We start from the raw sequence: 4,575 nt of genomic DNA on the forward strand, positions 1-4,575 counted from the left end.
AATATTAAATTTTATCCACAACTAATAATAGAAAAACCCTCTGTTTTTAAACAGGGGGTTTTTCAACAAACTGAAAAGAACTATCAAATTTTAATTTGATAGTTCTTTTTATTTTATTTATATGCTTTTATCTTTATAATTACCAGCTTGTACTATTAATTACAAATTTCCACCTTCACATCATTTTCTTCTAATACTCTTTGCCAATTTCGTGTTAAAGGTTCATCTGTATATAAGTAATCCACATCTTCAAAATCCATAATCTTAACAAAAGACCTTTTATTGAATTTCAATGAATCAACAACTAAAAAAACCTTATCTGCTGATTTTGCCATAAATTTTTTAATTGTAGCTTCTTCTTCATTAGAATCCATTACGCCTCTTTCAATATCCATTCCATTACAGCATATTATAGCCTTGTTAACATAATAGTTTTCAATAACACTTTGAGACCATTTTCCTATAAAAGATTTAGCACTTGCTCTAAACTTTCCACCTGAAACGATAATATTAATATTATCTATATCTTGAAGTTCAATTAATACCTTCAAAGAATTTGTTATAAGAGTGATTTTTTTATTACTTCTCTTTATGCATTTAGCTACATAAAAAGCAGTTGAAGATGAGTCTAGCATTAATGTATCTCCATCTTCTATTATATTAGATACTCTTTCAGCAATTTTCATCTTAGCTTCTTTATTTGATATTTCTCTCACAGATAACGGCATGTCTGCATTTGTGCCTTGATTTATTATAGCGCCTCCATAAGTTCTTTTTAATATCCCTTGATTTTCTAATTTTTCCAAATCCCTACGTATAGTTTCTTCAGTTACAGAAAAATCTACTGCCAATTCTTGCACTAATACCTTTTTCTTTTCTTGTATTATGTCAACAATTTTCTGTCTTCTTTCTATCGCTAACAAACTCTTCACAACCTTCTCTTTTTAATTCCTCCTTCATTATACACTATTTTTTGTAGGATTAAACCGTTTCTTGCAAAATATTACTATTGGTATACCTTTTACAATTGAAACTCTTATAAATTAATTCTCTACCTTGCTTAATTGACCCTATCTTTTCCATAGCTATAGCTTGTATCATAAAATTTCCTAATACAGCTGCTTCTATTGGACCTGCAATCACTTCTTTTCCTGTTGTTTTAGCTGTCATTTCACATAAAAATTGATCCTGTATTCCACCTCCAACAACATTTATTCCTTGAATTTCTTCTCCTATAATTTTTTGCAATTCCTCTATAGTTTTCTTGTATTCATTAGTTAATCCATTATAAATAGCCATGGCAAATTCCCCTAATTCTTTAGGCTCACCTTGATTTTTTTCTATACAATATAATTTTATTGTTTTAATCATATTTTTAGTATTCATAAATCGCTCATCATTTGTATCTAAAATGAAACTACAGTTAGCATATTTTTTGGCTTCCTTAATTATTTCTGGGAAATCTACTTTTTCATTATATTCACTCCAATTCTTTTTTAATTGTTGAAGTAACCATGTTCCATTAATATTCTTTAGTAATCTTATTTTATTTCCAATCCCACCTTCATTAGTCAAATTAGCTTCAAAACTCTCCTTATTTATTATAGGCAAGTCTAATTCCTTACCTAACAATGACCAAGTTCCTGAACTTAAAAATGCGTTTTTTGAATCTATGAATGGCGTTGCTGCTACTGCTGAAGCAGTATCATGTCCCCCTATTGCTATTACAGGAACTTTACCTATTCCTGTTTCCTCCATAATCTCTTCTGTTAAATATCCATAAAGTTCTCCCGGCTCCACTATATCATTAAAGATTATCTTAGGAATTCCTAAAGTTTCTATTAATTCAAAATCCCACGCTCTTTTTTTCATATCTAAAAGCCCAGATGTAGAGGCAATTGTAAATTCATTTTTTTCTCTCCAGTTAAGTAATATGCAAATAAATCTGGCATAAATAATAAACATTTTGTATTATTCAAAATAGTATTTCTCTTTAATTTATCTCCAGCTAATTGAAAACAAGTGTTAAATGTATTGTTAGAAATTCCTGTTCTTAAATAAAGTTTTTCTAAATTAATTATCTTTTCTACTTCTTTTACTCCCTGTAAATTTCTCTTGTCTCTATAATGCATCGGCATACCTATTAAATTACCTTCATAATCTAACAATCCATAGTCAACACCCCAAGTATCTATACCTATAGATTCTATTTCTATATTAGTTATAGCTACTTTTCTCAGTGCAATTTTCATTTCATTTAATAATCTTGGAAAATCCCAAATATATTTATCTCCTAAAAAAACTGGTTCATTCGGAAATCTATGAATTTCTTTCATTTTTATGATATCATTTTCAATACTAGTTAAAATAGCTCTTCCTGATGAAGCTCCAAAATCAAATGCTAAAAAAGTGCTCACAAATATCCCCCTTTTTATTTTACTATTTTTTCCTTATATGAAAATAATACAACATCCACACAATATTAACAATATTTTTTTGTTTATTTTTCTGTGTTTTTCTTGTTTGTTATTGACTTATAATTTCTTTTAATTTAAACTAATAATTGTAAATTAAGTTAACTTTTGTATTAAATGTTAACGTTTAAATATGGGAGGGTTAATATGAATTTAAATGGTAAATATCCAAAAATAGGTATAAGGCCTACAATTGATGGCAGAAGACGCGGTGTTAGAGAATCTTTAGAAGAACAAACCATGAATATGGCAAAGCAAGTAGCTGTGTTATATTCCTCCACATTAAAATATCCTAATGGATTACCTGTTGAATGTGTTATATCTGATACTACAATTGGTGGTGTTGCAGAATCAGCAAAATGTGCTGAAAAATTTACAAGAGAGGATGTTGGCTTAACAGTTACTGTTAGCCCTTGTTGGTGTTATGGTACTGAAACTATAGATATGGATCCACATATGCCAAAAGCAATTTGGGGATTTAATGGTACTGAAAGACCTGGTGCTGTTTATCTAGCAGCTGCATTATCAGGACATAATCAACTTGGATTACCTGCCTTCGGTATATACGGAAAAGATGTTCAGGATGCAGATTGCACTGAAATTCCTGATGATGTTAAATCAAAATTATTAACATTCGCTAAAGCAGGATTAGCAGCATCTATTATGAAAGGAAAATCTTATCTTTCAATTGGATCAGTTTCTATGGGTATTGCTGGTTCAGTAGTTGATCAAAAGTTCTTCCAAAAATATCTTGGAATGAGAAATGAATATGTTGATATGAGTGAAGTAAATAGAAGACTTGAAAAGGAAATTTATGATAAAGAAGAGTTTGAAATTGCTTTAACATGGGTTAAAGCAAATTGTAAAGAAGGAACTGATAAAAATTCACCTGATAAACAAAGAACTAGAGAAGAAAAAGATAAAATTTGGGAGACTGTTGTTAAGATGACCTTAATAGCAAGAGATTTAATGATTGGAAATCCAAAGCTTGCATCACTTGGTTTTGCTGAAGAGTCTGAAGGCCATAATGCAATTGTTGCTGGTTTCCAAGGTCAAAGACATTGGACAGACTATATGCCAAATGGAGATTTTATGGAAGCTATACTTAATTCTTCATTTGACTGGAATGGTATACGAAAACCTTATATATTAGCTACAGAAAATGATTCTTTAAATGGAGTTGCTATGTTATTTGGGCATCTTTTAACTAATACAGCTCAACTATTCTCAGATGTAAGAACTTTCTGGTCACCAGAAGCTGTTAAACGAGTTACAGGAAAAGAATTAGCAGGAGCTGCAGCTAATGGATTTATACATTTAATTAACTCAGGTGCCACTACTTTAGATGCTACCGGAACACAATGTGATGATAATGGAAACCCAACTATGAAACCATTTTGGGATATTACAGAAACTGAGGTTAAAAACTGCTTAAATGCTACAACTTGGTGGCCAGCAATCGATGAATACTTTAGAGGCGGAGGATATTCTTCTAAATTTTTATCTAAATCTGGAATGCCAATGACTATGTCAAGAATTTGCCTAATTGATGGTTTAGGTCCTGTTCTTCAAATTGCTGAAGGCTATTCTATTGAATTAGATGATGATATAACTAAAACTATAGATGATAGAACTGATAGTTCATGGCCAACTACTTGGTTTGCTCCTAACTTAACGGGAGAAGGGGCATTTAAAGATGTTTATTCTGTAATGAATAATTGGGGCGCTAACCATGGTGCTATTTCCTATGGTCATATAGGCGCTGATTTAATAGCTTTAGCTTCAATACTAAGAATTCCAGTTTCTATGCATAATGTCCCAGATGAAAAACTATTTAGACCTAGTGCATGGGGAATGTTTGGAACTAAAGATCTAGAGTCAGCTGATTTCAGAGCTTGCCAAAATTTTGGCCCACTTTATAAATAAAATATTATTTACTTCAAAAAGCAGAGTACTAAATTTGTACTCTGCTTAAATTATTTTATGTTATATTTAATTTATATATATTTTCAAATTTTATATTTAATAAATATCCACCAGCTTAGCTGGTGGTTTTTCTTTCGCCCTATAAGGGCATTTTACTAGCAAGCATCTTAAGATG

At 30.6% G+C, this 4,575-nt stretch carries 3 protein-coding genes and 1 pseudogene; 1 reads left to right on the forward strand and 3 read right to left on the reverse strand.

Annotated features, from left to right (window positions below):
• Positions 1-155: 155 nt before the first annotated feature.
• The 3 genes and pseudogenes from LPC13_RS16475 to LPC13_RS16485 form a co-directional block, all read right to left on the reverse strand.
• The gene (locus LPC13_RS16475; RefSeq protein ID WP_005210279.1) at positions 156-932 is read right to left on the reverse strand and encodes a DeoR/GlpR family DNA-binding transcription regulator; all 777 of its coding nucleotides are present in this window, start codon (positions 930-932) and stop codon (positions 156-158) included.
• Between the two features lie 49 nt (positions 933-981).
• Positions 982-1,758 (reverse strand): FGGY-family carbohydrate kinase, encoded by a 777-nt coding sequence (locus LPC13_RS16480; protein WP_234089018.1) that lies wholly within the window; start codon positions 1,756-1,758, stop codon positions 982-984.
• A pseudogene (locus LPC13_RS16485) lies at positions 1,750-2,417 on the reverse strand (FGGY family carbohydrate kinase); the annotation flags it as partial. The gene LPC13_RS16480 and the pseudogene LPC13_RS16485, both read right to left, overlap by 9 nt.
• A 204-nt stretch (positions 2,418-2,621) precedes the next feature.
• On the opposite strand from LPC13_RS16485, the gene LPC13_RS16490 reads away from it, so the two are divergent.
• Positions 2,622-4,400, forward strand: coding sequence for an L-fucose isomerase (locus LPC13_RS16490; RefSeq protein ID WP_040418486.1), 1,779 nt, complete (start codon positions 2,622-2,624; stop codon positions 4,398-4,400).
• Positions 4,401-4,575 lie beyond the last annotated feature (175 nt).

Origin of the sequence: Clostridium celatum (assembly GCF_021412605.1) — a bacterium.
In the GTDB taxonomy this organism is placed as follows: Bacteria; Bacillota; Clostridia; order Clostridiales; family Clostridiaceae; genus Clostridium; species Clostridium celatum.